The 26,719-nt window shown below is 73.9% G+C and carries 25 protein-coding genes and 1 riboswitch; of the genes, 22 read left to right on the plus strand and 3 right to left on the minus strand.

What is annotated here, in order from left to right:
- The first annotated feature begins 62 nt into the window (after window positions 1–62).
- The 17 genes from AC2H4J_RS09660 to holA all read left to right on the plus strand — a co-directional run bounded on the left by AC2H4J_RS09660 (window position 63) and on the right by holA (window position 18,588).
- Entirely contained in the window at window positions 63–2,906 is a 2,844-nt protein-coding gene (locus AC2H4J_RS09660; protein ID WP_487464646.1) for an Rne/Rng family ribonuclease, read from the plus strand.
- A gap of 321 nt (window positions 2,907–3,227) precedes the next feature.
- Window positions 3,228–3,539 carry a 50S ribosomal protein L21 gene (gene rplU / locus AC2H4J_RS09665; protein WP_029339790.1) on the plus strand — a complete coding sequence of 104 codons (312 nt, stop codon included), beginning with the start codon at window positions 3,228–3,230 and terminating at the stop codon, window positions 3,537–3,539.
- Window positions 3,540–3,546: 7 nt separating this feature from the next.
- A complete protein-coding gene (gene rpmA, locus AC2H4J_RS09670) occupies window positions 3,547–3,804 on the plus strand; it encodes a 50S ribosomal protein L27 (RefSeq protein WP_487464647.1) in 258 nt (85 codons plus the stop codon).
- Between the two features lie 82 nt (window positions 3,805–3,886).
- Window positions 3,887–5,374 (plus strand): GTPase ObgE, encoded by a 1,488-nt coding sequence (gene obgE / locus AC2H4J_RS09675; RefSeq protein WP_487464648.1) that lies wholly within the window; start codon window positions 3,887–3,889, stop codon window positions 5,372–5,374.
- A complete protein-coding gene (proB, locus tag AC2H4J_RS09680) occupies window positions 5,371–6,492 on the plus strand; it encodes a glutamate 5-kinase (RefSeq protein WP_487464649.1) in 1,122 nt (373 codons plus the stop codon). The genes obgE and proB overlap by 4 nt, the downstream gene beginning before the upstream one ends.
- A gap of 13 nt (window positions 6,493–6,505) precedes the next feature.
- Window positions 6,506–6,988: a peptide deformylase gene (gene def, locus AC2H4J_RS09685; RefSeq protein ID WP_487464650.1), complete on the plus strand. Its 483-nt coding sequence runs from the start codon at window positions 6,506–6,508 to the stop codon at window positions 6,986–6,988.
- A 1-nt stretch (window position 6,989) separates the two neighbouring features.
- Window positions 6,990–7,586 carry a GNAT family N-acetyltransferase gene (locus AC2H4J_RS09690; protein WP_487464651.1) on the plus strand — a complete coding sequence of 199 codons (597 nt, stop codon included), beginning with the start codon at window positions 6,990–6,992 and terminating at the stop codon, window positions 7,584–7,586.
- 23 nt (window positions 7,587–7,609) lie between these two features.
- The gene (locus AC2H4J_RS09695; protein WP_487464652.1) at window positions 7,610–8,863 is read left to right on the plus strand and encodes a glutamate-5-semialdehyde dehydrogenase; all 1,254 of its coding nucleotides are present in this window, start codon (window positions 7,610–7,612) and stop codon (window positions 8,861–8,863) included.
- A gap of 11 nt (window positions 8,864–8,874) precedes the next feature.
- Complete coding sequence (locus AC2H4J_RS09700; protein ID WP_487464653.1) at window positions 8,875–9,762, plus strand: AAA family ATPase; 888 nt, start codon at window positions 8,875–8,877, stop codon at window positions 9,760–9,762.
- A gap of 17 nt (window positions 9,763–9,779) precedes the next feature.
- Window positions 9,780–11,189, plus strand: a complete 1,410-nt coding sequence (locus AC2H4J_RS09705; protein ID WP_487464654.1) for a vWA domain-containing protein — start codon at window positions 9,780–9,782, stop codon at window positions 11,187–11,189.
- 331 nt (window positions 11,190–11,520) lie between these two features.
- Window positions 11,521–12,195 (plus strand): nicotinate-nucleotide adenylyltransferase, encoded by a 675-nt coding sequence (gene nadD, locus AC2H4J_RS09710; RefSeq protein WP_487464655.1) that lies wholly within the window; start codon window positions 11,521–11,523, stop codon window positions 12,193–12,195.
- On the plus strand, window positions 12,192–12,614 hold the full coding sequence (rsfS, locus tag AC2H4J_RS09715) for a ribosome silencing factor (RefSeq protein WP_487464656.1): 423 nt from the start codon (window positions 12,192–12,194) through the stop codon (window positions 12,612–12,614). Before nadD ends, rsfS begins: the two co-directional genes overlap by 4 nt.
- The gene (locus AC2H4J_RS09720) at window positions 12,611–13,363 is read left to right on the plus strand and encodes a histidine phosphatase family protein (RefSeq protein ID WP_487464657.1); all 753 of its coding nucleotides are present in this window, start codon (window positions 12,611–12,613) and stop codon (window positions 13,361–13,363) included. Before rsfS ends, AC2H4J_RS09720 begins: the two co-directional genes overlap by 4 nt.
- 30 nt (window positions 13,364–13,393) lie before the next feature.
- The gene (locus AC2H4J_RS09725; RefSeq protein ID WP_487464658.1) at window positions 13,394–14,260 is read left to right on the plus strand and encodes a DegV family protein; all 867 of its coding nucleotides are present in this window, start codon (window positions 13,394–13,396) and stop codon (window positions 14,258–14,260) included.
- A gap of 215 nt (window positions 14,261–14,475) precedes the next feature.
- Window positions 14,476–15,222 (plus strand): helix-hairpin-helix domain-containing protein, encoded by a 747-nt coding sequence (locus AC2H4J_RS09730; protein ID WP_487464659.1) that lies wholly within the window; start codon window positions 14,476–14,478, stop codon window positions 15,220–15,222.
- Complete coding sequence (locus tag AC2H4J_RS09735; RefSeq protein ID WP_487464660.1) at window positions 15,219–17,582, plus strand: ComEC/Rec2 family competence protein; 2,364 nt, start codon at window positions 15,219–15,221, stop codon at window positions 17,580–17,582. Before AC2H4J_RS09730 ends, AC2H4J_RS09735 begins: the two co-directional genes overlap by 4 nt.
- A 4-nt stretch (window positions 17,583–17,586) precedes the next feature.
- Window positions 17,587–18,588: a DNA polymerase III subunit delta gene (gene holA, locus AC2H4J_RS09740; protein ID WP_487464661.1), complete on the plus strand. Its 1,002-nt coding sequence runs from the start codon at window positions 17,587–17,589 to the stop codon at window positions 18,586–18,588.
- Between the two features lie 99 nt (window positions 18,589–18,687).
- On the opposite strand, the gene rpsT is transcribed toward holA, so the two are convergent.
- Both rpsT and AC2H4J_RS09750 read right to left on the minus strand, forming a co-directional pair.
- Window positions 18,688–18,948, minus strand: coding sequence for a 30S ribosomal protein S20 (gene rpsT / locus AC2H4J_RS09745; protein ID WP_487464662.1), 261 nt, complete (start codon window positions 18,946–18,948; stop codon window positions 18,688–18,690).
- Between the two features lie 137 nt (window positions 18,949–19,085).
- Window positions 19,086–20,678 carry a hypothetical protein gene (locus tag AC2H4J_RS09750; RefSeq protein ID WP_487464663.1) on the minus strand — a complete coding sequence of 531 codons (1,593 nt, stop codon included), beginning with the start codon at window positions 20,676–20,678 and terminating at the stop codon, window positions 19,086–19,088.
- 87 nt (window positions 20,679–20,765) lie between these two features.
- Between AC2H4J_RS09750 and lepA the strand changes: the two genes are divergently transcribed.
- The 5 genes from lepA (at window position 20,766) to AC2H4J_RS09775 (ending at window position 26,167) form a co-directional block, all read left to right on the plus strand.
- Window positions 20,766–22,610 (plus strand): translation elongation factor 4, encoded by a 1,845-nt coding sequence (gene lepA, locus AC2H4J_RS09755; protein ID WP_487464664.1) that lies wholly within the window; start codon window positions 20,766–20,768, stop codon window positions 22,608–22,610.
- A complete protein-coding gene (locus tag AC2H4J_RS09760; RefSeq protein WP_487464665.1) occupies window positions 22,607–23,263 on the plus strand; it encodes an MOSC domain-containing protein in 657 nt (218 codons plus the stop codon). Before lepA ends, AC2H4J_RS09760 begins: the two co-directional genes overlap by 4 nt.
- Window positions 23,264–23,330: 67 nt before the next feature.
- Complete coding sequence (locus AC2H4J_RS09765; RefSeq protein ID WP_487464666.1) at window positions 23,331–24,032, plus strand: LppX_LprAFG lipoprotein; 702 nt, start codon at window positions 23,331–23,333, stop codon at window positions 24,030–24,032.
- The gene (locus tag AC2H4J_RS09770) at window positions 24,001–25,767 is read left to right on the plus strand and encodes an MFS transporter (protein WP_487464667.1); all 1,767 of its coding nucleotides are present in this window, start codon (window positions 24,001–24,003) and stop codon (window positions 25,765–25,767) included. The genes AC2H4J_RS09765 and AC2H4J_RS09770 overlap by 32 nt, the downstream gene beginning before the upstream one ends.
- Before the next feature lie 9 nt (window positions 25,768–25,776).
- Window positions 25,777–25,841, plus strand: a riboswitch (guanidine-III (ykkC-III) riboswitch).
- Window positions 25,820–26,167, plus strand: coding sequence for a DMT family transporter (locus AC2H4J_RS09775; RefSeq protein WP_487464668.1), 348 nt, complete (start codon window positions 25,820–25,822; stop codon window positions 26,165–26,167). (Overlaps the previous riboswitch by 22 nt.)
- On the opposite strand, the gene AC2H4J_RS09780 is transcribed toward AC2H4J_RS09775, so the two are convergent.
- Window positions 26,168–26,719: a Clp protease N-terminal domain-containing protein gene (locus tag AC2H4J_RS09780; protein ID WP_487464669.1), complete on the minus strand. Its 552-nt coding sequence runs from the start codon at window positions 26,717–26,719 to the stop codon at window positions 26,168–26,170. It abuts the gene before it with no gap.

The following is a 26,719-nucleotide window of genomic DNA, read 5'->3' on the forward strand; positions in this document are numbered from 1 at the left end:
GCTCCTGCGCGGCCGCCAGTCATCCGATCGGCGCCCGGGAGTGCATGAGGAGAACAGCCCTCGTGGCAGACAACGAGAACACCACCGAGACCGAGGAAACCGCGCCCGAGACCGAGGAGACGGCCGAAGCCGTCGCCCCCGGCGGCACGGAGACCACCGACGAGACGGACGACGAGACGGCGGAGGAGACCCCCGCCGAACCCGAACCCGAACCCGAACCCGAGCCCGAGGCCGAGCCCGAGCCCGAGCCCGAGCTGCCCCGTTTCGCGGCGCCCTTCAGCTCGCCCGAGCCCACCGCGGTCGTCGCCCGGCCGCGCCGCCGCGCGACGCGCTCGGTCATCGCCGCCGACCCGGACTCGGTCGAGGCTCCGGCCCCCGCGCCGGCGGCCCCCGCCTTCATCACGTTCGTCGCGCCGTCGGAGACCGACGCCCCCCCGCCGCGCCGCAGGAGCCGCCGCGCCGCCGAGCCGGTGGAGGACGAGCCCGTCGACGTCGACGGCAAGACCGAGGCCGACACCGACGACGAAGCGCCCGCACCCCGGCGCAGCCGTTCCCGCCGCCGTCCGGCCGAGCCCGCCGCCGACGCCGAGACCGCGGAGGACACCGAGACCGAGGACGCCACCGACGAGTCCGACGACGAGGACCGCGAGGAGGGCGGCACCGGCAGCCGACGCCGCCGCCGCGGTCGTCGCGGACGGGGCCGTGGCCGCAGCGGCGAGGACGCCGCCGAGGGCGACGAGGACGAGTCCGCCGAGACCGAGTCCGACGACGAGGACGAGACCTCCGACGATTCCGGCGAGGGCGACACCGACGAGGCCGAGGGCGGGTCGAGCACCCGTCGTCGTCGTCGTCGCCGCCGGCGCAGCGGGTCCGCCGGGGGAGACGCCGGCGCGGACGACACGGACGACGACGACCGCCCCGAGCGGGCCGGCCGCAACGGCCGCACCACCAGCGACGACGACGTCCGCGGCGTCGCCGGGTCCACCCGGCTCGAGGCCAAGCGCCAGCGCCGCCGCGACGGCCGCGACACCGGCCGCCGCCGCGCGCCGATCCTGACCGAGAGCGAGTTCCTCGCCCGCCGCGAGGCCGTCGACCGCAAGATGGTCATCCGCCAGCGCGGCGAGCGCACGCAGATCGCCGTCCTCGAGGACGACGTCCTGGTCGAGCACTACGTGACCCAGGCGCAGGCGACGTCCTTCGCCGGCAACGTCTACCTCGGCCGCGTGCAGAACGTCCTGCCCAGCATGGAGGCGGCGTTCGTCGACATCGGCAAGGGACGCAACGCCGTCCTCTACGCCGGTGAGGTCAACTGGGACGCCGCCGGCCTCTCGGGCAAGCAGCGCTCGATCGAGACGGCGCTCAAGTCCGGCGACAAGGTGCTGGTGCAGGTCACCAAGGACCCGATCGGCCACAAGGGCGCGCGGCTCACCCAGCAGATCAACCTGCCCGGCCGGTTCCTGGTCTTCGTGCCCGGCGGCTCGATGACCGGCATCAGCCGCAAGCTGCCCGACACCGAGCGCACCCGGCTCAAGGACATCCTCAAGAAGATCGTCCCCGAGGACGCCGGCGTGATCATCCGGACCGCGGCGGAGGGCGCCTCGGAGGAGGAGCTCACGCGCGACGTCAACCGGCTGACCGCGCAGTGGGACGTCATCCAGAAGAAGGCGGAGTCGACCTCCAACGCGCCGACCCTGCTCTACGGCGAGCCCGACCTCGCGATCCGGGTCATCCGCGACGTCTTCAACGAGGACTTCAAGGAGCTCGTCGTCCAGGGTGACGACGCCTGGGACACCGTCGAGGCCTACGTCGCGCACGTCTCCCCGGAGCTCACCGGGCGGCTGTCGCGCTACACCGGCGAGGGCGACGTCTTCCACGACCTGCGCGTCGACGAGCAGCTGATGAAGGCGCTCGACCGCAAGGTCTGGCTGCCGTCGGGCGGCTCGCTGGTCATCGACCGCACCGAGGCGATGACCGTCGTCGACGTCAACACCGGCAAGTTCGTCGGCTCCGGGGGCAACCTCGAGCAGACCGTCACGCGCAACAACATGGAGGCGGCCGAGGAGATCGTCCGCCAGCTCCGGCTGCGCGACATCGGCGGCATCATCGTCATCGACTTCATCGACATGGTGCTGGAGAGCAACCGCGACCTCGTGCTGCGCCGGCTCACCGAGTGCCTCGGCCGCGACCGCACGAAGCACCAGGTCGCCGAGGTCACCTCGCTGGGCCTCGTGCAGATGACCCGCAAGCGGGTCGGCCAGGGCCTGCTCGAGGTCTTCTCCGAACCGTGCGAGCACTGCCGCGGCCGGGGCGTGATCGTCTCGACCGACCCGATCGACGAGAAGCGTCGCGGCGGTGGGTCCGGTGGCGGCAACGGTGGCGGGAACGGCGGCGGTTCCAGCCGTCGCGACCGGTCCGGTGGCGCCAAGGACACCAAGGACGACGGGCCGAAGGACGACGCCCCCAAGAAGGACGACGCCGCCGAGTCGACCGCCGCAGCCGAGCCGGCTGCGGACGCCGAGCCGGTCGAGGGCGCGCGCACGGGCAGCCGCCGCAACCGCGGCCGCCGTGGCCGTGGTCAGTCCGGAGAGGACCGGGCGGCCGAGGACGCCGCGGTCCTGACCGGTGACCAGTCCGATGTCGAGCCCGACACCGAGTCGCTGACCACGTCCGAGCACGAGCCGGCTGCCGCGGAGGCACCGGCCGAGGTCGCGCCTGCCGAGGCCGCGCCTGCCGAGGTCGCGTCCGAGCAGGTCACCGAGGTCGTGCCCCCGTTGCCGGAGACGCTCCCGTCGTACGACGGCGGAGAGGCCGTCGAGGCGCCGGTCGTGCACGCCGAGGCCTCCCCGGCCGCAGCCCGGCCGCGTCGCCGGCGGGCGGCCAGCCGCCCCGCGGGCCCGCCCGTCTGAACTGCACTGCTTTCGGGGTGTTCCTCCCGCTACCCGGGTCCTGCAGGACTCCGGAAGCGGGGGAAACACCCCGAGAGCACGTGGAGAAGGACCCCCTCCTCGAGCCCTTCGCAAGCTCTGGGCACGCCAGGAGGGGGCCGTCCAGACCCAGTCGACCCGGGCCGATCGCCTCAGGTACGCTGGTCGGGTTGCACCGCCACCGCGCGGGCGCCTCATGGTGCCGCCGGGTCGGCGACCGCAGCCCGTCCAGCACCCGGCGATCGCTCCGGTCTGCGCGCCGGAACACAGAGCTAGACAATGAAGAGCAACGAGGAGTCAGTGGTGTACGCAGTGGTGAAGGCCGGTGGCAGCCAGCACAAGGTGGCCGTGGGCGACACGTTCACGATCAACCGTCTGCAGGGTGCGGCCGGCGACACCGTCGCCCTCCCCGCGATCCTCCTGGTCGACGGCGAGACCGTCACCAGCGACGCCGCGGCCCTGGCCAAGGTGACCGTGACCGGTGAGATCGTCGAGCACGGCAAGGGCCCGAAGATCCACATCCACAAGTTCAAGAACAAGACCGGCTACCACAAGCGGCAGGGGCACCGTCAGCCCCTGACCAGCGTCGTGGTCCGCGACATCTCGAAGGGCTGACGCCGACATGGCACACAAGAAGGGCGCCTCGTCGTCCCGCAACGGTCGCGACTCCAACGCTCAGCGCCTCGGCGTGAAGCGCTTCGGCGGCCAGGTCGTCAAGGCCGGCGAGATCATCGTTCGTCAGCGCGGGACCCACTTCCACCCGGGTCTCGGTGTCGGCCGCGGCAGCGACGACACGCTGTTCGCGCTCGAGCCGGGCTCGGTCACCTTCGGCACGCGACGGGGACGCAAGACGATCTCCATCACCGCCGTCGGGGCCTGATCACCCGCACCAACGTTCCGCCGACGAGCGCACGGGCCGGACGGCCCGTGCGCTCGCGGCGTCTGATCGGTAGGTAGAGACCATGGCGGCTTTCGTCGACCGGGTGACCGTGCACGTCGCGGCCGGCAACGGCGGCCACGGCGTCTCCTCGGTGCACCGCGAGAAGTACAAGCCGCTCGGCGGCCCCGACGGGGGCAACGGCGGCGACGGTGGCGACATCGTGCTCGAGGTCGACCCCAACGTGCACACGCTGCTGGACTTCCACCACCGCCCGCACCAGAAGGCCGGCAACGGCAAGCCGGGCGAGGGCAGCAACCGGCACGGGGCCAAGGGCGAGGACAAGGTGCTGCACGTTCCCGCCGGAACTGTGGTCAGCACCCCCGACGGGCGGCAGATCGCCGACCTCGTCGGCGCCGGCACCCGCGTCGTGCTCGCCAAGGGCGGCAAGGGCGGCCTCGGCAACGCCGCGCTCGCCAACGCCCGCCGCAAGGCCCCCGGGTTCGCCCTGCTCGGCGAGGAGGGCGAGGCGTTCGACGCGGTCATCGAGCTCAAGAGCATCGCCGACGTCGGCCTGGTCGGCTTCCCGTCCGCGGGCAAGTCGTCGCTGATCGCGGCGATGTCCTCGGCCCGGCCGAAGATCGCCGACTACCCGTTCACCACCCTGGTGCCCAACCTCGGCGTGATCCGCTCCGGCGACACCGTCTACACGATGGCCGACGTCCCGGGCCTGATCCCCGGCGCGTCCACCGGCAAGGGCCTGGGCGTGCAGTTCCTCCGGCACGTCGAGCGCTGCGCCGTCCTCGTGCACGTCGTCGACATGGCAACCCTGGAGCCCGGCCGCGACCCCGAGAGCGACATCGAGGCGCTCGAGCACGAGCTGGCCGAATACGGCGGTGACGAGCTGGATCTGGTCGGCCGGTTACGGATCGCGGTCCTCAACAAGATCGACGTCCCGGACGCACGTGAGCTCGTCGACCTGGTGCGCGCCTCGCTGGAGAAGCGCGGTCTCGACGTCTACCCGGTCAGTGCCGCAACCGGTGAGGGGCTGACCGAGTTCGGCTACGCGCTGGCCGCCGCCGTCGAGGCGCACCGCGCCAGCCTGCCGCCGATGGAACCGGCCCGGGTCACGATCACGCCGAAGGCGGTCGACGACTCCGGCTTCACCGTCGAGCGTGACCCCGAGTACCCCGACGGCTTTCTCGTCCGGGGGGTGCGACCGGAGCGCTGGGTCCGGCAGACCGACTTCACCAACGACGAGGCCGTCGGCTTCCTCGCCGACCGGCTCAACCGGCTGGGCGTCGAGGTCGAGCTGGCCAAGGCCGGCGCGGTCGAGGGGGACGCGGTCACCATCGGCGGGGTCACCTTCGACTGGGTGCCGACTCTCCCGGCCGGCACGCTCACCGTCGAGGAGTCCGCGGGGCTCGGCGGCCGCGGCACCGACAGCCGGATCGACGCCCCGCACCGGGTGCGGGCCGAGGAGCGGCTGGCCGCCAAGAAGGCGCGTCGGACGCCGTACGAGCTCAGCGACGAGACCTGGAGCGAGGACGACCTCCCGGACGACGCGCTGTGACGGCACGACAGGCGATCTCCGGCGCCCGGCGGGTCGTGGTCAAGGTCGGCTCCTCCTCGCTGACGACGCTGCCCGGTGGCCTGGACGCCGGCCGGTTGTCCGCGCTCGTCGACGTGCTGGGCGCGGTCCGGACGGCGGGGCGCGAGGTCGTCCTCGTCTCCTCCGGCGCGATCGCCGCGGGCCTCGCCCCGCTGGGCGTCACCGGCCGGCCGCGTGACCTGGCCACCGCGCAGGCGGCGGCGAGCGTCGGTCAGCTGCGGCTCGTGCAGACCTACGCCGACGCGTTCGCCCGGCACGACATCACGGTCGGCCAGGTGCTGCTGACCGCCGACGACCTGACCCGCCGCAGCCATTACCGCAACGCCCAGCGGACCGTCGAGCGGCTGCTCGCCCTCGGCGCGCTGCCGATCGTCAACGAGAACGACACGGTCGCGACCGAGGAGATCCGCTTCGGCGACAACGACCGGCTGGCCGCCCTGGTCGCGCACGTCGCCCGGGCCGACGCGCTGGTGCTGCTGTCGGACGTCGACGGCGTCTACGACGGCGACCCCCGGTCGGGACCGGCGCAGCTGATCGGCACCGTCACCGGGCCCGGCGACCTGGCCGCGGTGACCCTCGGCTCGGCCAAGCGCAACGGTGTCGGCACCGGCGGGATGGCCACCAAGGTGGAGGCGGCCCTCATCGCTGCGCGGGCCGGCGTTCCCGTCGTCGTGACCTCGACCGCGAACGCCGCCGCCGCGCTGGCTGGGGAGGAGGCCGGCACGCTGTTCACTCCCACCGGCCGCCGGCCGGGCGCCCGCCAGTTCTGGCTCCGCTACGCCAGCCGGCCGCGGGGGCGCCTGATCCTCGACGAGGGCGCCGTCCGCGCCGTCCGCGAGCGGCACGCCTCGCTGCTGTCCGCCGGCATCACTGCCGTGTCCGGCGACTTCCTCGCCGACGACCCGGTCGAACTGGTCGGCCCGGACGGCGTCGTGATCGCCCGCGGGCTGGTCGCCTACGACGCGCGGGAGATGCCCGCCCTGCTCGGCCGCAAGACCGGGGATCTCGCACCCGAGTACCGCCGTGAGGTCGTGCACCGCGACGAGATGGTGCTGGTCGGGCTGCCGACCGGCTCCTGAGAGACTGCCGACCGTGACCATCCGGCCCATCCGCGAACTCGGCGACCCTGTGCTGCGCACCCCCTCCGACGAGGTGACGGCCTTCGACGGCTGGCTCGCCGCCCTCGTGCGCGACCTGCTCGAGACCGTCGACCACCCGGGCCGGGCCGGTCTGGCCGCGCCGCAGATCGGCGTCAGCGCGCGGGTGTTCACCTACAACATCGACGGCGTCATCGGTCACATGGTGAACCCGGTCATCGTCGAGCGGTCCGAGGAGACCCAGGACGGCGACGAGGGCTGCCTGTCGGTCCCGGGCATCTGGGCGCCTACCGTCCGCGCGATGCACTGCGTGGCCGAGGGTTTCGACGTCGACGGCAAGCCGCTGCGGCTCGAGGGCGAGGGGCTCATGGCCCGCTGCCTCCAGCACGAGGTCGACCACCTCGACGGCAAGGTCTTCCTCGACCGGCTCACCGGCGAGGCCCGGAAGTCGGCGCTGCGCGCGCTGCGGAACCGCTGACATGGCGTTCCTCGACCCGGTGACGCTGACCGGCGACGTGGTGACGCTCGAGCCGCTCGTCCCCGAGCACCACGACGCGCTCGTCGCGGCGGCCTCCGACGGACGGCTGTGGGAGCACTGGTACACCGCGGTGCCCTCGCCCGACCGCATGGCGGCCGACATCGAGTCCCGGCTGGCGATGCAGGCGGCGGGCACGATGCTGCCCTTCGTCGTCCGCCGGCTCTCCGACGGCGTCGTCGTGGGGGAGTCGACCTACTGCAACGCCGAGCCCGGGGTGCCGCGACTCGAGATCGGCTACACCTGGACGGCGCAGTCGGCCCAGCGCACCGGCGTCAACGCCGAGAGCAAGCTGCTGCTGCTCACCCATGCGTTCGAGGAGTTCGGCTGCCTGGCGGTCGAGTTCCGCACCCACTGGCACAACCACCAGTCGCGGACGGCGATCGCCCGGCTGGGCGCCAAGCAGGACGGCGTGCTGCGCAACCACCGTCGCATGCCCGACGGCTCGCTGCGCGACACGGTCGTCTTCTCGATCCTCGACTCCGAGTGGCCCGCGGTCCGCAGCGGACTGCGCTACCGGCTGGACCGCGCCGGGTCCTGAGGCTCCCGCGTACCCTTCCCGACGTGGCCGAGACCGCTGACCTGCCGCTGATCGGGGCCGCCGCGCTGCGTGCGCGGGCGGCCGCCCGTGTGCTGCGCACCCTGCCGACCGACGCCAAGGACGCCGCGCTCGCGGCCATGGCCGACGCCCTGGTCGAGCGCACCGACGAGATCCTCGCCGCCAACGCCGCCGACGTGGCCGCGGCCGCTGATGCCGGCACCCCGGAGTCGGTGCTCGACCGCCTCCGGCTGGACGCCGGCCGGGTGGCCGGCGTCGCGGCGGCGCTGCGCGAGCTGATCGCCCTGCCCGATCCGGTCGGCGACGTCGTCCGCGGCTCGCGGCTGCCCAACGGGCTGCAGCTGCGCCAGGTGCGGGTGCCGCTCGGCGTCGTCGGCATCGTCTACGAGGCCCGCCCGAACGTGACCGTCGACGCCACCGGGCTGTGCCTGAAGAGCGGCAACGCGGCACTCCTGCGGGGTTCGGCGTCGGCGTTCGGCACCAATACCGCGCTGGTCTCCGTGCTCACCGAAGCGGGCACCAAGGCGGGGCTGCCCGAGGGCTTCGTGGAGCTGCTGCCGGCCGACCGCGCGTCGGTCGGGGAGCTGCTGAACGCCCGGGGGATGGTCGACGTCGTCATCCCGCGCGGGGGCGCCGGCCTGATCCAGCGCGTCGTCCGCGAGTCGACGGTGCCCGTCATCGAGACCGGCGTCGGCAACTGTCACGTCTACGTGGACGCCTCGGCGGACCCGGCGATGGCCGAGGCGATCGTGCTGAACTCCAAGACCCACCGGGTGAGTGTCTGCAACTCCGCGGAGACGCTTCTGGTGCACCGCGACGTCGCCTTCCTGCCGCGCCTGCTCGCGGCGCTCGCGGACGCTGGCGTCACCCTGCACGGCGACGAGGCGGCGCGGGCCGCCCACGACGCCGTCGTCCCCGCGACCGACGAGGACTGGGCCACCGAGTACCTGTCGATGGACATGGCCGTGCGGGTCGTCGACGACCTGCCCGCCGCCGTCGACCACATCGCGCGGTGGGGGAGCGGCCACAGCGAGGCCATCGTGACCGACTCCGCTTCTGCGATCGCCGACTTCGTCGCCGGGGTGGACGCCGCCGCGGTGCTGGTGAACGCCTCCACGCGGTTCACCGACGGCGGCGAGTTCGGCTTCGGCGCCGAGATCGGCATCTCCACGCAGAAGCTGCACGCCCGCGGTCCGCTCGGCCTGCCCGAGCTGACCTCGACCACCTACGTCGTGACCGGCAACGGCCACACCCGCTGAAAGGCCTTCCCTTGCCCCGTCCGCCGTCGCAGTTCCCCCAGTTCTCCTCGGTGGGGGACGTCGAGAAGCGGCTGTCGGAGGCCGGGTACCTGCCCGACGCGCAGATCGCGACGACGGTGTTCCTGGCCGACCGGCTGGGCAAGCCACTGCTGGTCGAGGGGCCCGCGGGCACCGGCAAGACCGAGCTGGCCAAGGCGCTCGCCACGGCGACGGGCGCGGAGCTGATCCGGCTGCAGTGCTACGAGGGCCTGGACGAGGCGCGGGCGCTGTACGAGTGGAACTACAAGAAGCAGCTGCTGCGGATCCAGGCGGCGCAGGGAACGGACGGCACGGACTGGGACACCGTCCACGACGACATCTTCGGCGAGGAGTTCCTACTGTCGCGGCCGCTGCTGACCGCGATCCGGCGCACCGACCCGACGGTGCTGCTGATCGACGAGACCGACAAGGCCGACGTCGAGGTCGAGGGGCTGCTGCTGGAGGTGCTGTCGGACTTCCAGGTGACCATCCCCGAGCTCGGCACCATCACCGCCGAGCGCCGTCCGATGGTGGTGCTCACCTCGAACGCCACCCGCGAGCTGTCCGAGGCGCTCAAGCGCCGCTGCCTGTACCTGGCGCTGGACTACCCGTCGGCCGAGCGGGAGCGGGAGATCGTGCTGTCGCGGGTGCCCGACCTCGCGCCGGGGCTGGCCGAGCAGCTGGTGCGCACCATCCGGGCGTTGCGGGCGCTGGAGCTGAAGAAGTCGCCGTCGATCTCCGAGACGCTGGACTGGGCGCAGACCCTGCTCGAACTCGGCCTGGACACGCTCGACGAGTCGGTCATGCGCTCGACGCTCGGTGTGGTGCTCAAGCACGCCAGCGACCAGGACCGGGCGGCTGCCGAGCTGCGGCTGAACTGATGTCCTCGCCTGCACGCGTGGCCGAACCGGGTGGCCTCGCCGGCCACCTGGACGGGTTCGTGCGCGCGGTCCGCGAGGCCGGCATCCCGGTCGGCATCAGCCAGGCCGTCGACGCCGCGGAGATCCTCACCGTCGTCGACCTGCTCGACCGCGAGCAGCTGCGGCACGGGCTGGCCGCCGTGCTGCTGCAGCGCGCGGCGCAGCGGCCAACCTACGACGTCCTGTTCGACCTGTGGTGGCCGCTGTCGGACCGGCCTCTCGTGCCCGCCGTCGAGGGTGAGGCGGACGGCGATGCCGGGGACTCGACCCTCGACCTGCCCGACTCCGGGGACGGCGACCTGTCGGAGCTGATGCGGGCGCGGCTGCTCGAGCTGCTGCTGGCCGGCGACGAGGAAGCGCTGCGGCGGTTCGCGCGGATGGCGGTGGACCGGCTGGGGCGTGCGCAGCCGTCGCCGTCCGGTCAGTCGTTCTTCAGCTACCGCGTGCTGCGTGCGCTCTCCCCGGACACGCTGGTGTCGCAGCTGCTGGCCGGGCTGCTGGCCGAGGGCGACCGCGGCGGGCTGGCCGAGCAGGTCGCGCGGCAGACGGTGAAGGAGCGGCTGGCCGCCTTCCGCGCCGCCGTCGAGGCCGAGGTGCGCCGGCGGACGGCGGCGGAGAAGGGGCGGGACAAGGTCGCGAAGAACGCCGTCCGCCCGCTGGCCGACCAGGTCGACTTCCTCCGCGCGCAGGCCGCCGACCTGGCCGAGCTGCGGCGGGCCGTGGCGCCGCTGGCCCGCCGCCTGGCCGTCCGGCTGTCGGCGCGGCGGCGGCTCGGCCGCCAGGGCCGGCTGGACTTCCGGAAGACGGTGCGGGCGTCGCTGGGCACCGGGGGCGTGCCGGTGGTGACCCACCACCGGCCGCGCAAGGTGCACAAGCCCGAACTCGTGGTCCTCTGCGACGTCAGCGGTTCCGTGGCCGGCTTCAGCCACTTCACGTTGATGCTCACCCAGGCGCTGCGTGAGCACTTCACCGGCGTCCGGGCGTTCGCCTTCGTCGACACCACCGACGAGGTCACCCGCTTCTTCCGGCCCGGAGCCGACGTCGTGGACGCCGTCGCGCGAATCGGCCGGGAGGCCGACGTGGTCGGGTTCGACGGGCACAGCGACTACGGCACGGCGTTCGAGGTGTTCGCCGACCGGTGGGCGTCGGCGGTCGGACCGAAGACGTCGCTGCTGGTGCTGGGCGACGGGCGTACCAACTACCGGCCGCCGGGGCTGCCGGTGCTGGCTGACCTGGTGCGCCGCTCGCGGTCGGCGCACTGGCTGAACCCCGAGCCGCGCCGGCTGTGGGGGAGCGGCGACTCGGCCGCCGACCGGTACGGCGACGTGATCGACATGGTCGAGTGCCGCAACGCGGCGCAGCTGGCGGACTTCGTCACGACCCTCTGAACAGGGTGGCCCGGCAGACCACATGTCGAGTCGGTGGCATGTCGACGCGGCCACTTGTCGATTCGGGCCCCGGGTGTCCGCGACCACGTCGACGGTTTCGGCGCGGGCCCGTAACCGAACTCCGTGTGGTGCGTTGACATGGCGGTGCCGGCGCGATCCAGCGGCCGGCACCGTCCGCACCGCAAGGACGCGGTTCCGGACCGCGACCGGCTGCACGGGGGAGCCGGTCGCCCGGTACGGCGGGCGCCGGCCTCCGGGTGCGGCCCCGCCGTCCGCCGGTCGGGGCCGGTCCTCCGGGGCCGGCTCCGGCGGGCCCGGATAGGCTCGTTCGGTGGCAGGTGGCCGAGTCGGGATCATGGGTGGGACGTTCGACCCCATCCATCACGGGCACCTCGTGGCCGCTAGCGAGGTCGCGGGGCTGTTCGGGCTCGACGAGGTCGTGTTCGTGCCGACCGGCCAGCCATGGCAGAAGTCCGAGCGGGAGGTCAGTCCGCCGGAGGACCGCTACCTGATGACGGTCATCGCGACCGCCTCCAATCCGCGGTTCAACGTGAGCCGGGTCGACATCGACCGCGGCGGCCCGACCTACACGATCGACACGCTCACCGACCTGCGGCGACTCCGGCCCGACGCCGAGCTGTTCTTCATCACCGGCGCCGATGCGCTCTCCCAGATCGTCAGCTGGCGGGACAACCAGCAGCTGTTCGATCTGGCGCATTTCATCGGCGTGACCCGACCGGGCTTCCACCTGGCCGACGCGCACCTGCCGGAGGGCGTGGTCAGCCTGGTGGAGGTGCCGGCCCTGGCGATCAGCTCCACCGACTGCCGCGGCCGCGTCGAGCGCGGGATGCCCGTCTGGTACCTGGTGCCCGACGGCGTCGTCCAGTACATCGAGAAGCGCGGCCTCTACCGCGGGACACCCCGCCGCCCGCTTCCCCCGGCCGCCCACGCGGACGGACACGAACCGCCCATTCCCGAGACCCAGTTCCAGGAGGTACCCCGATGACCGCCTCGGCCGAGGCGCGGGAAACCGCGCTGCTCGCCGCTCAGGCGGCTGCGGACAAGCTCGCCACCGACGTCTCCATCGTCGACGTCAGCGACCGGCTCGCCATCACCGACGCCTTCGTCCTCGCCTCGGCGCCGAACGAGCGCCAGGTGCAGTCGATCGTCGACGCCGTCGAGGAGAAGCTGCGCGAGCACGGCATCAAGCCGGTGCGCCGGGAGGGGGTCGCGGAGTCGCGCTGGGTGCTGCTCGACTTCATCGACGTCGTCGTCCACGTGCAGCACGCGGAGGAGCGCGCGTACTACGCCCTCGAGCGGCTGTGGAAGGACTGTCCGACCATCCCGTTCGCCGACCGGGCACTGGCCGACCGCGAGGCCGTGCCCTCGGACGACGCGGCCGGTGGGGAGACGACCGGCCGGTGAGCCCCGCACTGCCGGTGATCGCGGTGCCGCGGCTCGTGCTGTGGCGGCACGGCCGGACCGAGTGGAACGCCAGCGGGCGCTTCCAGGGACAGCTCGACCCGCCGCTGGACGAGGTGGGACGCAGCCAGGCCATCCGCGCCGCCCCTCATCTGGTCGCATCCGGGTTGGACCCCGAGCAGACCGTGGTGGTCTCGAGCGACCTCAGTCGCGCCGCGGAGACCGCGGCGACCCTGACCGCGTTGCTCGGCGTGCCTTTGCGCCTCGACGCGCGCCTGCGGGAGCACGGCATGGGCGTCTGGGAGGGGCTCACCCGCGAGGAGGTGGGCGAGCGGTACCCCGAGCAGCTGGCCGACTGGATGGCCGGCCACCCGGTGCGAGGGCGTGGTGGGGAGGACCCCGCCACCGTCGCCGACCGGGCCGTCGCCGCGCTGGCCGACCTGCCGCCGGCACGGGTGGCCGTCGTGGTCACGCACGGGGGGACCGCGGGCCGCCTCGTGGAACGGCTGCTCGGCATCGATCCCGACCACCGTCGGGTGCTGGGCCCGCTCGGCAACTGCGCGTGGAGCGAACTCTCCCTGCACGGCGACCGCTGGCGACTGATCCGGCACAACAGCTCGGTGCTGCAACTCCCTGCCGTCGACGGTCCCGCCCCGCGACCGGCGCTGCGGGCGGTGCCCGCGCTGTCCGACGAGGAGGCGCCGGACACCGACAGCGCGACGCCGATGACCGACGCCGACGCGCTGAACTGACTCCGCCAGGGCGGGGGCTAGCCTCGCCGGGTGTCCGTCGCCGTCATCACCGACTCGACGGCATATCTGCCCTCCGAGCTCCTCGAGGGATACCGCATCCACGTCGTCCCGCTGTACGTCGTCCTCCCCGGCCGTTCGGGCCGGGAAGGCCTCGACATCAGCCCCGAGGACGTCGCCCGTGCGCTCTCCGTGCGCGGCCAGACGGTCTCGACCTCGCGCCCGACCCCCGGTGACTTCGTCGCCGCCTACCGCAAGGCCCTCGACGACGGAGCCGACGCGCTCGTGTCGGTGCACCTTTCCGGCGAGCTCTCGGGCACCTCGGACGCCGCGCGCCTCGCTGCGGCGCAGGTGGGCGAGCACCTCGTGACGGTGGTCGACTCCCGATCGGCCGCGATGGGGTGCGGCTTCGCCGTGCTCGCCGCGGCGCGGTCCGCCGCCGCGGGGGCCGAGAAAGCCGAGGTGGCCGAGACCGCCCGGCGGACGGCGGCGGAGACGTCGACCCTGTTCGTCGTCGACACCCTCGAATACCTGCGGCGGGGCGGGCGGATCGGCGCCGCTGCCGCCGTGCTGGGCTCGGCCCTCGCCGTGAAGCCGATCCTGCACGTGAAGGACGGTCGGGTGGTACCGGTGGAGAAGGTCCGCACGGCCGCCCGGGCCGACAGCCGCCTGGTGCAGCGCGCCGTCGACGCCGCGGGGGAGGGCCCGGTGTCGGTCGCCGTCCACCACCTGGCCGCCGCGGAGCGGGCCGAGCGGCTCGCGGCCGAGTTGCGCGAGCGGCTGCCGGCTCTCCGGGAACTGCACGTCAGCGAACTCGGCGCCGCTGTCGGGGCCCACGTCGGTCCCGGTGCGGTGGGCGTCGTCGTCGCACCGTTCTGGAAGGAACCGCCCCAGGAGTGACATGGCGGTCACTGTGCCGCCCGACGGCTGCCCGGGGCCTCGTGTCGTCCACAGGCGGGGTCTCTGTCCACAGATCCGTCGCGGTCCCGCCGGACGCGGTGCCGTCTCCCTAGCGTCCGTCCGGTGCGCCTCTCCTCCCGCCGCAGCGACGACGCCGAGTCATCCGCGCACGCCTCCGGCTGCTGCTCGAGGAGAGCTCCCGGCCCCGGGGCTGGGTGCCGGAGGACGACGACGCCGACGAGTACGCCGAGGCGGCGGAGTGGGACGAGGAGCCGGCGACGGAGCCGATGAGTGGGTCCGACCCGGCGCTCCCGGGCGGTCTGGGCCGCCATCGCGCCCCCGCGCACACCGCCCGCTGGGATCCCGGTCGACTCGGATCCCGCTCGCTCTGGATCACCGGGCTGGCCGCCGCCCTGGTGCTCGTGGCCTGGACCTGGCTGGACCGGCCGCGGGTCGACCCCGTGCCCGACGCTCCGGCCGCGAGCCTGGTGGCGACACGCACCCCGGCACGACCGACCGTGGGTGAGGCCGCCGACACCTCCGCGACGGTGGTCGTGTCCGTCGTCGGCGCGGTGGCGCGCCCGGGACTGGTGACCGTGCCGTCCGGCTCGCGCGTCGCAGACGCCGTGGAGTCGGCCGGTGGGCTGGTCCCGCCCGCCGATGCGGCGTCGGTCAACCTGGCCGCCGTCGTCTCCGACGGGCAGCAGATCGTCGTCGGAGCACCCGGCGCCCTCCTCGGTGGCGCAGCGGACGGGCCCGCGGCGGTTCCCGGCGGCAAGCTGAACCTCAACACGGCGACCGCGGCGGAACTCGATGCATTGCCGGGGGTGGGGCCGGTCCTCGCGCAGCGCATCGTCGACCACCGCGCTCAGCGGCCCTTCAGCAGCGTCGACCAGCTGGACGACGTGCCGGGCATCGGGCCGGCCCGGGCCGCGGAGCTGGCCGAGCTGGTGACGGTGTGAGTCCGCCGAACCGCTGGACCTGGCTGGACCTCCGCCTCGTGCCGGTCGCCGGCACGGTGTGGGTCACCTGCCTGGTGACGCCGTACCTGTCGCCGCCGCACCTCGGCGCCTGCGCCGGTGGCGCGATCGCGCTGGCGGCGGCGGTGGCCGCCCGGACGCGGCACCGGCCCGTGGCCGCCGCGAGCGTGGTCCTCGGGGTCCTCGCCGCGCTCGCGGTGACCGCGGGAATGGGCGCCGTGCGCGGCGCCGCGCGGGACGCCTCGCCGCTGCGGGCGTCCGCCGAGTCGGGACGGGCCGTGGTTGTCGTCCTCCGGCTCGACGCCCAGGCGCACCGGTTGCCCGGCCCAGGAGCCCCGCGCTTCGTCGCGGATGCTCGGGTGACGACGATTCTCGACGGCCGTCGCACCCAGCGGATCGACGCCTCCGTCCTGCTGTTCGCCGCCGGGGAGGAGTGGGCGGGGCGGGTCCCCGGGGAACAGCTCAGGGTGCGCGTCGGCGTCTCGATGCCGCGCCCGGGCGACGACGTCGTCGCGGTCGTCGCCGCCCGTGGGCCGCCCATCGTCGTCGGCCCGGCAGGTCTCCTTCAGCGCCTCGCCGGTGCGCTGCGCGACGGGCTCGCCGCGTCGGCGGAGCGCGTCCTCGCGCCGCAGCCCGCGGGGCTGCTGCCCGGGTTGGTGGCCGGCGACACGACTGCCATGGACCCGGTGCTCGCCGGCGACTTCAAGCGGGCGGGGCTCACCCACCTCACGGCCGTGTCGGGGGCGAACGTCGCCATCGTCGTCACGGGCGTGCTGTGGCCGCTGCGCCGGCGGGTGGCCGATCGGCGGGTCCAGGCCGTGGTCGCGGGGGCGGCGCTGGCCGGGTTCGTGGTGCTCGCCGGTCCGAGCCCGAGCGTCGTCCGGGCGGCCGCGATGGGTGCGGTCACGCTCGTGGCCCTGGCCTCGGGCAGACCGCGAGCCGCCGTCCCGGCCCTGGGCGCGGCGGTGTGCGGGCTCCTGCTCCATGATCCGGGGCTCGCCCGTGATGCCGGCTTCGCCCTGTCGGTGGTGGCGACCGCGGCCATCGTCTTGCTGGCGCCCGGCTGGTCGCGACGGCTCCGCGACCGGGGCTGGCCGGCCGTCCTCGCCGACGCGGTCGCGGTCAGCGCGGCGGCCGGTCTCGCGACCGCGCCGATCGTGGCCGCCCTGTCCGGGGCGATCAGCCTGGTCTCGCTGCCCGCCAACCTGCTCGTGGCTCCGGCGGTGGCGCCGGCCACCGTCCTGGGCCTGGCCGCGACGATCCTGGGCGCGATCGCCGCGCCGGCGTCCGACGTCCTGGTCTGGTTGGCCGGCTGGCCGACGCGCTGGCTGGTGTTCGTCGCCGGAAGGGCGGCGGGCCTCCCGGATGCGATCGCACCCTGGCCGGCCGGGACTCCGGGCGCCGTGCTGCTCGCCGCCCTGCTGCTGGTCGGAGGCGTCGCGCTGTGGCGAGCCCCGCGGCTGCGCCCGCTGGCGGTCGCGGCGGTCGTCGGGGTCGTCGTGATCGGGTGGCCGGTCCGCCAGACGGTGCGGGGCTGGCCACCGCACGGCACGGTGGTGGTCGCCTGCGACGTCGGCCAGGGCGACGCGCTCGTCCTGCCCACCGGACCCGGGGCAGGGGTGCTGGTCGACACCGGCCCGGACGTCGGCGCGGTCGACCGGTGCCTGGACGGGCTCGGCATCGACTCCCTGCCGCTGGTCCTGCTCTCCCACCTGGACGCCGACCACGCCGGCGCCCTGGTGGGGGCCATGTCCGGCCGCGACATCGGCGTCGTCGCGACCGCCACGCTGTCGCCTGCCGACGGCCGGGTCGGCGCGCTCGACCGGCTCGTCCGGCGCGCCGGCGGGACACGGGCGGTGCTGGTCCCGGGCGACCGGCGGACGGTCGGTGCAGTGACCGTCGAGGTGCTCGCCCCCGACCCCGCGCGGGCCACGGCTGCGGCCGCGCCCAACGACCTGTCGATGGTCGCGCGGCTGACGGTGCACGGCGTTCGGGTCCTCTTCACCGGCGATCTGGGCGCCGACGCCGAGGCGCGGCTGGTCCGGGACGGCGTCGATCTGCGCGCGGACGTCCTCAAGGTGCCGCACCACGGCAGCCGGGACGCCGATCCGGCCTTCCTCGCCGCCAGCGGGGCGCAGGTGGCGCTCATCTCGGTGGGGGCGGACAACACCTACGGCCATCCCACCCCGCGGACGCTGCGGTGGCTCGCCGACGACGGCATGCGGATCCACCGCACCGACCGCGAGGGCGATCTCGCCGTGGTCGGATCCGCCGGGTCCTGGGGAGTGGCGGCGCGTGGCCGTCGGCGGGTCCGGTGCTGTCGCTCCCGCGTGACACGATGACGGGGTGACGGCGACCCCCGCGGAACCCACCTCGCGGCTCCGGGTGGTGATGGGGGAGGAGGAGCTGCTGCGCGCCCGTGCGGTCTCCGCCGTCCGCACGGCCGTCCTCGCCCACCACGAAGGAGCCGAGGAGCACGAGCTGGCCGCCGCCGGCCTGCCGATCGGCGACCTGGCCGACGTCCTGGCGCCGTCGCTGTTCGGTGGCCATCGGCTCGTCGTGGTCACCGGCGTGCAGGAGTGCGCCGGGGCGCTGGCCGATTCGCTGATCAGCTACGCCAAGGACCCCGATCCCGACCTCACGCTCGTGCTCGTCCACTTCGGGGGCAAGCGCAACGAGGCGCTGGTCAAGGCCTTCCGCTCTGCGGGCGCCGCGCTCGACGAGTGCCCGAAGGTGAGCTCGGTCGGCGACCGCATCGCGTTCGTCCGCAACGAGGTCCGCCAGGCCGGCGGCCGCATCACCGCGGACGCCGCCAGCGCGCTGGTCGACGCCGTCGGAGCCGACCTCCGCCAGCTCTCGGCGGCCGCGGGCCAGCTGGTCTCCGACTTCGGCGGCACCGTCGACGCGGACGCCGTGGCCCGGTTCCACCACGGGCAGGCCGAGGTCAGCGGGTTCACCGTCGCCGAACGGGTCCTGGTGGGCGACCGGGCCGGCTCGATCGAGATGCTGCGCTGGGCGCTGCAGCGGGGGGTGGCGCACGTGCTGATCGCCGACGCGATCGCCGACGGGGTCCGCACCGCCGCACGGGTGGCGTCGCTGAGCTCCACCAACCCCGGTGAGCTCGCGCGGATCCTCAAGCTGCCGCCGTGGAAGGTGAAGAAGGCCCAGGCGCAGTCGCGGGGGTGGAGCATCGACGGCCTGCAGCAGGCGATCGGGGTCGCAGCCGAGCTCAACGCGGACGTGAAGGGCGCCGCGGCCAGCGCCGACTACGCGCTCGAGCGCGCGGTCCGCCGCATCGTCACCATCCGCTCGGAGACCGGTCGCGGGCGCCAGCACGCCGGCCGCTGACACGTCGGGCCAGAACGCGGAACGAGCCCCGTCCCGCGAGGGGAGGGGCTCGTTCCGCTGTGCACGTTCAGCCGCCGCGTCGAGGACGCGGCGCACGGCTCAGAGGCCGGCGACCTGCTTGGCCAGACCCGACTTGCGGTTGGCGGCCTGGTTCTTGTGGATGACGCCCTTGCTGGCGGCCTTGTCCAGCTGCTTGGCGGCAACCTGGAAGGCGGTGGCCGCGGCGGCGGCGTCCCCGGCCTCGGCGGCGGTGCGGACGCGCCGGACGGCCGTCTTCAGGGCAGAGCGCACCGCGACGTTGCGCTGACGCGCCTTCTCGTTGGTACGGATCCGCTTGATCTGGGACTTGATGTTCGCCACGCGTGAGCCTCGGTGTCTGAAGGGGATGTCTCTGACAGTGCGTCCGGGCGCAGAGCAGCAAAGACCGCGCCGGCGGACCGGTCTCCCAAGATACCAGCGCGGGCAGCCTCAGCCCAACCCGGGCGCTGCAACCCCGGTCACTCGCACCGACCGGTGGGACGCCACGAGCTGGTCAGCACGTATCGGCCGGGCCGTGCGGCCACCAGTGTCGTCCAGCCGTCGCGTGAACCCGGCCGCACGCAGCCGCCCGGGCCCGTCACCGATGACCAGCGGGACCACCACACGGCGACGTCCACCCGCCCGGGACGGGGCACGTCCACGACGAGGCGGGACCGGCTGCTGGAGACCAGCGTGCCGGCGCCGGTCACGACGCCACCGCCGGGCACCTCGTACAGCCGCCACCACCGGTCCGCCCACACCTCGGGAAGTCCGGGCACGCCGCGGCGCAGCAATCGGGCCTCGGCGCCGGAGGGCCAGTCGAGGCGGCCGCTCGGCAGCGCCACGTAGGAGACGCCGCGCTCCCTCAGCCAGCGCAGGTACCCGGTGGCGTCGAGGGAACCGTCGTAGAAGAGCGGGTCGCGCCCCGTGTCGAGCTGCCGCAGCCATCCGCGTGCCAACGGGACCGTCGGCGCCACCTCGGCGCTCTCCTCGTGGCCATGCAGAGGGACCACCTCGATCCGCCCGACCGGCCCGCGCTCGCGGAGCTGGTCCAGCAGCGCCTGCGAGCGCTCGGAGATCGCGGTCGCGGACCGGGGGACGAGGTCGGCGAACAGGATCGGCGGGAGGAGCACGAGCACGGCGAGCGCCGCGAGGAGCGTCGCGGGCGGCTCCGTGCGCGCGACCGCGACCAGCACGGGGACGGCGAACAGCAGCACCAGCCGCACCGAGTTCGACCCGACCGGATCGCTGACCGCCCACGTGAGGACGAGCAGCACGGCGGTGAGCGCCACGCCCGACCGCAGCACCCGGTGCGCCGGCGGCACGAGCGCCCACGCGAGCCCGGCGGCCGCCAGCGCCGCGAGCATCTGGTGGGCGCTCGACGGCTCGGGGCCGCTCACCGCGCCCAGCAGCCGAGCCGCCGCGACCGGCACCAGGGCCCCGAGGGCGATCCACCACGGCTCCGCCGGCCCGGGCCGCGATCGCCCGCGCTCGGCGCTCCACCACCAGGCCCCGGCGGCCACCAGCAGGAACACCGACGCCAGCGGGCTCGTCGCGCCCGCGACCGCGGCCAGCACCGCGCCGAGGGGACCCGCCGCGGGCCGCCGCCGTCCGCCGGCCACCACGAGGGCGAGCACGGCGAGGGCGGCACCGAGCCCGAACGTCGTCCGCCCGCTCCACTGGTCGGCCGCCCACGTCGCGGCCGCCGCGACGCCGGCGGCGGTCAGCCGGCCGGGCGCCGGACGGAGCCGGCCGAGCAGGGCCGTGGTGGACGTGGCGCCCAGCACCGTCCCGACGATCCCGGTCAGCGGCAGGCCGAGCGCCGCGGCGACCCACGGGCTCAGCAGGCTGTAGGAGGCGACCGGCACCCCGCCGTACCAGCCCAGGTCGACCGGCGCCCCGTTCGTCGTGGCCCACGACGCCCACCACTGCTGGGCGGTCAGGTCGCCGCCCACCACCGGCGCCACCTCGACCAGCACCGCGAGGACCAGGGCGCACAGAGCCGCCACCGAGGTCGGCGTGAACCGGGCCGTGCCCGCCGGCGAGCCGCGGCGGAGTGCTGTCACGGCCACGGAATCGCCCCTCCCTGACCGGCCGGTCGACGCGCTCCGGGGTCGAGCGCCGTCCCTGACGCCCGAGCGTGGGACGATGGCGGCACTGTGACGACTCCCGCCAACACCGATCCGGCCCTCATCCGGAACTTCTGCATCATCGCCCACATCGACCACGGCAAGTCGACGCTGGCCGACCGGATGCTCGAGGTCACCGGCATCGTCGAGGGCCGCAACATGCGCGCCCAGTACCTCGACCGCATGGACATCGAGCGCGAGCGCGGGATCACGATCAAGGCGCAGAACGTCCGGCTGCCGTGGACCCCGCGCAGTGGTGCCGACACGAGCACCGAGTACGTGCTCGACATGATCGACACCCCGGGCCACGTCGACTTCACCTACGAGGTCTCCCGCTCGCTGGCCGCCTGCGAGGGGGCCGTGCTGCTCGTGGACGCCGCCCAGGGCATCGAGGCGCAGACGCTGGCCAACCTGTACCTGGCACTGGAGAACGACCTCACGATCATCCCGGTGCTCAACAAGATCGACCTGCCGGCCGCCCAGCCGGAGAAGTACGCCGCGGAGATCGCGCACATCATTGGCTGCGAGCCCGAGGACGTCCTGCGGGTCAGCGGCAAGACCGGCGAGGGTGTGCCGGAGCTGCTCGACCGAATCGTCACGGAGATTCCTGCACCCACGGGGAAGGACGACGGTCCTGCTCGCGCGATGATCTTCGACTCGGTCTACGACATCTACCGGGGCGTCATCACCTACGTCCGCGTCGTCGACGGCCGGATCTCCGCCCGCGACAAGATCAAGATGATGTCGACCGGCGCGACCCACGAGCTGCTCGAGATCGGCGTCATCTCACCCGAGCCCAAGCCCGTCGAGAGCCTGGGCGTCGGCGAGGTCGGCTACTTCATCACCGGCGTGAAGGATGTCCGCCAGTCCCGCGTCGGCGACACCGTCACCCTGCAGCACCGGCCGGCCGCCGAGTCGATCGGCGGGTACCGCGACCCGAAGCCGATGGTCTACTCCGGCCTCTACCCGATCGACGGCAGCGACTACCCGCTGCTGCGCGAGGCGCTGGACAAGCTGCTGCTCAACGACGCCGCGCTCGTGTACGAGCCCGAGACGTCGGCGGCGCTCGGGTTCGGTTTCCGCGTCGGCTTCCTCGGCCTGCTGCACCTGGAGATCGTGCGCGAGCGCCTCGAGCGCGAGGCCGGGATCAGCCTCATCTCGACCGCACCCAACGTGGTCTACCGCGTGCTCATGGAGGACGGCTCCGAGGTCACCGTGACCAACCCCAGCGACTGGCCGGCCGGCAAGATCTCCACGATCTACGAGCCGGTGGTCAGCGCGACGATCATCGCGCCCAGTGACTACACCGGCGCGATCATGGAACTCTGCCAGAGTCGCCGCGGCCAGCTCGGCGGCATGGACTACCTCAGCGAGAGCCGCGTCGAGCTGCGCTACACGCTGCCGCTCGGCGAGATCATCTTCGACTTCTTCGACGCGCTGAAGTCGCGCACCCGCGGGTACGCCAGCCTCGACTACGCCGAGGCCGGCGAGCAGGAGTCGCAGCTGGTGAAGGTGGACATCCTGCTGCAGGGCGAGGCCGTCGACGCCTTCAGCGCCATCGTGCACAAGGACAAGGCGTACAGCTACGGCGTCCTCATGGCCGGCAAGCTTCGCGAGCTGATCCCGCGGCAGCAGTTCGAGGTGCCCATCCAGGCCGCCGTCGGCTCGCGGGTGATCGCGCGCGAGACCGTGCGCGCCATCCGCAAGGACGTCCTCGCCAAGTGCTACGGCGGTGACATCACCCGCAAGCGGAAGCTGCTGGAGAAGCAGAAGGAGGGCAAGAAGCGGATGAAGATGGTCGGCCGCGTCGAGGTCCCCCAGGAGGCGTTCGTCGCCGCGCTCTCCACGAACGAGTCCACCGCGTCCAAGAAGTGACGGGGCGCGTCACCGCGGTCTGCGTCTCCGGCGTGGACCTCCTCCCGCTGCCCGGCAAGCGCCCGAGCCGGTCCGGCATCGACAAGCGGCCGGTGACCGGCCGCGTCGACGTCCACGCACTGGGTCTGGACGGCGACGTGCACGTGAACCGCAAGTACCACGGCGGCGAGGGGCAGGCGGTGTACGCCTACGCCCAGGAGGACGCCGACTTCTGGATCGCCGAACTCGGTCGCGAGCTGCCCGCGGGCCGGTTCGGCGAGAACCTGCGGACGAAGGGCGTCGACCTGGTCGGCGCGCTGCTCGGGGAGCAGTGGCGCATCGGGACGGCGCTGTTCGAGGTCACCGCCTGGCGGATCCCGTGCGCCAACTTCGCCCGCTTCTGGGACGTGCCGGACCTGGTCAAGCGGTTCGCCGCGCACGGGGCCACCGGCGCGTACCTTCGCGTGCTCGAGACCGGTGACGTCGGCGCCGGCGACGAGGTCGACGTGGTGTTCCGGCCCGAGCACGGGGTCACCGTGGGCGAGGGGTTCCGCATCGTCATGAACCACAACGCCCGGCTGCCCGAACTCGCGCCGGCGCTGGAGTTCCTGCCGGTCAAGGACCGGCCGAAGATCGCGGCGCGCATCGAGAAGCGGCTGGCCGCGCGGACCTGAGCCGTCGGCCGCGCTACTGTCCGCCGCGGTATGCCGGGATCGGACCCGGTCGGACGGGGAGGTCGCCGTGTTCCTGCGCCGCAGAGGCGCCGTGCTGGTGGCGCTGGCCCTGCTCGCCGGCCCGCTGACCGCGTGCAGCGGGAGCTCGGCCTCCGAGTCGGCGCCCCAGCTGCTCGCACACGCCAAGCGCACCCTGGACGACACGAAGACCGCCCACTTCGTCCTGGACAGCACGGGTGCCCCGAACACCGGCACGGTCCTGGTCGGCGGGGAGGGGGACATCGCCCGGCCGGCGTCGTTCGACGGCACGCTCGAGGTGCACGCACTGGGATCGGCGCTGAAGCTGAAGGTGATCTCGGTCGGCGGCACGGTCTACGCCCAGCTGCCCTTCACGACGGCGTACTCGGTGGTCGACCCCGCGCAGTTCGGCTTCGGCGATCCCGGCGCGCTCCTGGACCCCGACACCGGCATCTCCCAGCTGCTCGCCAAGTCGCAGTCGGCGAAGCTCGGCGACGAGAAGCGCGTGGGCGGCGAGGTGGTCCGCGAGGTCACGGCGAAGCTGCCCGGCGACCTGGTCGAGCGGATCCTCACCAGCAAGGACCCCAGCACCGCGGTGCGGGCGACGTTCTCGATCGTGAGCAAGTCCGGCGAGCTGCGCCGCGCCGAGCTGACCGGCCCCTTCTACGAAGCCGGTAAGGACGCGACCTTCACCCTCGAACTGAGCGACTTCGGCGCCGATGTCCACATCACCGCACCGCCCACCGGCTGAGTCCGCGACGGGCCCGCAGCCTCGCGAGCGTCCGGGACTGCCCGTCGTCGCCCTGGCCACGCTCGCCGTCCTCATCACGGCCGCCGACACCTACGTCGTCGTCCTGGCGCTGCCCGACATCCTCACCGGGGTCGGGGTCGGACTGGACGAGCTGCAGCGGGCGACGCCGATCATCGGCGGGTTCCTGCTCGGGTACACCGCCACGCTGCCGCTGCTGGGGCGGCTCGCCGACCTGCGCGGGCGCGTGCCGGTGCTCGTCGGCTGCCTGCTCCTGTTCGCTCTCGGCTCGCTGCTGACGGCGACCGCCCATGGTCTCGGTGCGGCCGTGCTCGGACGCGGCCTGCAGGGCATCGGCGCAGGCGGACTCGTGCCGGCGACGCTCGCCCTGGTCGCCGACCGCTGGCCACCCGAGCGCCGCGCGCTGCCGCTCGGCGTCGTCGGGGCCGTGCAGGAGGCGGGTGCGGTGCTCGGCCCGCTGGCCGGCGCCGCCGTGCTCGCGGTCGCGGACTGGCGGGCGATCTTCTGGCTCAACCTGCTGCTCGGGCTCGGCCTCGCCGGCGGGATGCTCGTCTCCGCGCGCGGACGCCGCCCCGATCCGGTCGGCCTGGTGCTCGCGGCGATCAGCGTCCTGGCGCTGGCGCTGCAGCTGGCCGCGCCGTCCGCCCTCACCGACGACGTCACCGTCGGGCTGCTGTACGTGCCCGTCGTCCCGTCGGTGGCGCTGTCCACCCCGCTGGTCCTGGTGACGGTGGTGGCGGCCGCCGGGCTGGTGGCCCGCAGCCTGACGAGGCCGGCCGGAGCCGTGCTGCCCCTGCGCGGTCTCGCGCGGCTGGCCACCGAGGTCGACGTGCTCGGGTCGGCGCTGGTCGTCGTCGCGCTCGGCAGCCTGGTCTGGGCGTTCGCCGCCGCGGACCCGGCGACCCAGATCGTGGCGCACGGGCCGGTCCTCGTCCCGCTCGCTCTGGTGGCCGCGGTCGCCTTCGTGCTGCACGAGCGGCGCGCGGCCGAGCCGGTCCTGCCGCTGCGCGCGCTCCGGCCGGTCGGGGCCTGGGGTGCGCTGCTGGTCAACCTGCTGGTCGGGGTCGCCCTGGTCGCGGCGCTGGTCGACGTCCCGCTGTTCGCCCGCAGCACCACCACACCCGGCGACCAGCTCGGCGCCGCGCTGGTGCTGCTGCGGCTGCTGGTCGCCGTGCCGGTCGGCGCGGTCGCCGGCGGCTGGCTGGCCCGCGCGGTGGCGCCGCGGCTGGTCGCCTCGGGCGGGATGGCGCTGGCCGCCGTCGCCTTCGTCGTCATGACGACGTGGGACGCGAGGTCTCTGGACGGCGCCGCGTCGTTCGCCGTGCTGCTGGCCGCCGGGTTCGGGTTCGGGCTGGCGATCGCGCCGGTGAACGCCGTCCTGCTGGGGGTGACCGGTGCCGACGTGCACGGCAGCGCGAGTGCCCTGGCGGTGGTCGCGCGCACGGTCGGCATGCTGTGCGGCCTGTCGCTGCTGACGGCGGTCGCGCTGCGCCGGTTCACCGCCGCCGTCGAGGCGATCGGCAGCCCGTTCGAGCTGTGCCCGAGCAGCCCGACCGACTGTCCCCGGTACGACGCGGCCACCGGCGCGGCGATCCTCTCCCAGCTGCACACCGTCTTCGCGGGCGCCGCGATCGCCGCCGGGCTGGCAGCGGTGGCGGCTCTCCTGTTGCTGCGCGACCGGGCGCCGTCCGGTTTGCCGACCACGCGACCGGTTTGAGACCGTGGGTCCGGACCCGACGGCGGTCCCCGGACGAGCGGTGCCGTACCCGGTGAGCGACAAGACGGCGCCAGGGGAGACCGTCATGTCGTGGCTGGTGTTGATCGTGTCCGGCGCCCTCGAGGCGGTGTGGGCCACCGCGCTCGACCGGTCGGAGGGACTCAGCCGGCTCGTGCCGAGCGTCGTGTTCCTTGTGGCGCTGGCGCTGAGCATGGCCGGCCTCGCGATCGCCATGCGCGAGTTGCCGGTCGGCACCTCCTACGCGGTGTGGGTGGGCATCGGCGCCGTGCTGACGGTCGCCTACGCGATGGTGACCGGGGCGGAGTCGGCGTCGGTGGTCAAGGTGCTGCTGCTCGCGGGGATCATCGGTTGCGTGATCGGGCTGAAGGTCGTCAGCTAGTCACGCCGAGGCCTTCAGCGTGTTCCTGATCTCGTCGGCCAGGGCAGCGGTGTCGATGCCGCGGTCGGCGAGCATCTTCATGGCCACGCCGTCGCCGTCCCGCAGGATGCCCAGCGCGATGTGACCGTCGGCGATGCTGCCCGATTTGAGGGCGACCGCTTCGCGCAGGCTGAGTTCGAGCACCTTCTTCGCCCGGCGGGTGAACGGGATGTGGCCCGTCACTGCGCGACCCTTGTCCGGGCTCGGGACGTCGAGTGCTCCCGGTCCGAACGCGGCCTCCACGCTGTCCCGGACGGCGTCGAGATCGATGCCGACCGTGCCGAGCGCTGCGGCGTCGAGCTGCTCGTGGCCGGAGAACCGGCGCAACACCTCGACGGCGACGGTCCGGGTCAACCCGTGCCGCTCGAACACCGCGCAGGTCGGGGAGTCCGACTGGTCGAGCAGCCCGAGGAGCAGGTGCTCGGTGCCGATGAAGTGGTGGCGCAGTTGCCGGGCTTCGTCCTGGGACGAGACGACGACCTGTCGAGCCGCCTCGGTGAACCGCTCGAACAT

This window comes from Blastococcus sp. OS1-29 (genome assembly GCF_057628075.1).

Bases quoted from the DNA above. Each gene is read 5' to 3' on its own strand.
- rpmA (WP_487464647.1), top strand. From the start codon at position 3,547: ATGGCACACAAGAAGGGCGCCTCGTCGTCCCGCAACGGTCGCGACTCC.
- obgE (WP_487464648.1), top strand. From the start codon at position 3,887: ATGGCGGCTTTCGTCGACCGGGTGACCGTGCACGTCGCGGCCGGCAAC.
- AC2H4J_RS09690 (WP_487464651.1), top strand. From the start codon at position 6,990: ATGGCGTTCCTCGACCCGGTGACGCTGACCGGCGACGTGGTGACGCTC.
- rsfS (WP_487464656.1), top strand. From the start codon at position 12,192: ATGACCGCCTCGGCCGAGGCGCGGGAAACCGCGCTGCTCGCCGCTCAG.
- AC2H4J_RS09770 (WP_487464667.1), top strand. From the start codon at position 24,001: ATGTCCACATCACCGCACCGCCCACCGGCTGAGTCCGCGACGGGCCCG.
- AC2H4J_RS09780 (WP_487464669.1), bottom strand. From the start codon at position 26,719: ATGTTCGAGCGGTTCACCGAGGCGGCTCGACAGGTCGTCGTCTCGTCC.